The sequence below is a fragment of the Sphingomonas sp. UBA978 genome, from assembly GCF_002292295.1.
In the GTDB taxonomy this organism is placed as follows: Bacteria; Pseudomonadota; Alphaproteobacteria; order Sphingomonadales; family Sphingomonadaceae; genus Sphingomonas.
Genome location: NZ_DBBS01000006.1, coordinates 39,628 through 41,481 on the forward strand (window position 1 = coordinate 39,628; position 1,854 = coordinate 41,481).

1 protein-coding gene is annotated in these 1,854 nt (G+C 72.9%); it reads right to left on the reverse strand.

The features are described from left to right. A partial coding sequence (locus B2515_RS03225) for a glucose PTS transporter subunit IIA (RefSeq protein WP_293873623.1) occupies positions 1 to 1,503 on the reverse strand: 1,503 nt, incomplete at its 3' end. Positions 1,504 to 1,854: the final 351 nt, after the last annotated feature.

The window sequence follows — 1,854 nt, forward strand, 5'->3', positions numbered from 1 at the left end:
GACCGCCGCCTGCCGCGCGGGCGCGGGATCGGCGACCAACGTGCCGGCATCGGCATCGAGGATCAGCGTGACGCCGTCGTCGACCGCGCGGATCGCATCGCCGAACGCGACGACCATCGGCACGCCCATGCCCGCCGCGAGGATCGCGACGTGCGAGGTCGGCCCGCCGCCCGCGACCGCAAAGCCGCCGACCTGCACCGCGGACAGCGCCGCGAGCTGCGACGGCAGCAGGTCGTGCGCGAGCACGATCGCGCCCGCGGGGACGCTGAGCGCGGCCGGTTCGGTGCCGAGGATCGCGTAGACGACGCGCAGCGCGACGTCGCGGATGTCGTCGGCACGCTCGGCGATGCGGGCGTTGCCCGAGGCGCGCAGCTGCGCCTCCTGCGCCTCGGCGGCGGTCATGATCGCCGCGGCAGCGCTCATGCCGTTGGCGATCGCCGCATCGGCGCGGGCGCGCAGGTCGGGATCATCGAGGATCGCGCGATGCGCGTCGAGCACGCCGGCAAGCTGCCCCGGCCGCGCCGCTGCGGCCGCCAGCGCCTCCGCCACCGACGCGAGGCCGCCCGCCAGCCGCGCCGTCTCGACCGCGACGCCCTCGCCGCTCGCCGGCAGGTCCGGTATTGCGACATGCAGCCAATAGGCCGGGCCGATCGCGAGCCCGGGCGCGGCGGCGACACCGCCGATCGCCCCCGGTTCGAGCGCGGCGGGTGCGCGTCGCACCGGTGCGGCCGGGGGCGGAGCCGGCGCGGCGTCCACTTCCGCGGTCAGCAGCGCGACGATCGCGTCGATCACCCCCTCCGCCCCGTCGCCGCGTGCCTGGATCGTCACCGGCGTGCCGGACGCCAGCCCGAGCGAGAGCAGAGCGACCGGACTCGCCGCCGAGGCCGAGCGATCCTCGCTGCGGATCGTCACTTCGGCCCCGCTTGCGCGCACGGCGGCGACGATCCGCGCGGCGGGCCGGGCATGCAGGCCATGCGGCAGGCGCACGATCGCGTCGCGGCTGACCATGGCGCCGGCGACATCGTCCGCCACCGCGGCGCGTGCCGTACCGACGATGCGCAGCAGCGGATCGCCGACCGCGACCAGCCCCTCGGCGGCGCAATCGGCGAGCGTGACGCCCTCGCCCTCGATGACGATCACCGGGGTGACGGCGGACGGCGCAGCCTGCACCATGCCGTCGAGATCGAAGCGGATCAGCGGATCGCCCGCCCGCACCCGGTCGCCGGGCGCGACGAGCACCGCAAACCCCTGTCCGTTCAACGCGACCGTATCGACGCCGATGTGCATCAGCAGCGACACGCCGCCGCCCGCATCCAGCGTCACCGCATGGCCGGCGGCATGGACCGTCAGCACAATGGCGTCGCACGGCGCGTGCAGCGTATCGCCGGTTGGATCGATCGCGATCCCCGGCCCCATCATCCCCTCGGCAAAGACCGGGTCGGGCACGGCGGCAAGCGGCAGGACCCATCCTGCGAGTGGCGCCACCAGCTGCACGTCGGTCATTCGCATTCCCATCCCCGTCATCCGGCGCGCAGTCTATCGCACCGGCGCGGGCTGACAATACCTATTGCATACCATTTCGTGTCGAACGTGTGACGGTTCGGTGTCACACGGCGGACGTGGGGGCGGCATGCCACGGATTTCGGAGCACATTTCCAAAGAGAAGATGGGTTCGCGCAGAGGCGCGGAGGACGCGGAGGTGCTGCGCTCCCCGTCCGGAATACACCTCATCGGCCAAGGAGGTGACGGGCCGTATCGCCATCGCAAGCGATGATGAGCGCCAATCGATATTCAACGACGCCAGCCCCGCTCGTCAGTGCCGCGCAGGCGGGAATCCATAGACGCTACCGCTTC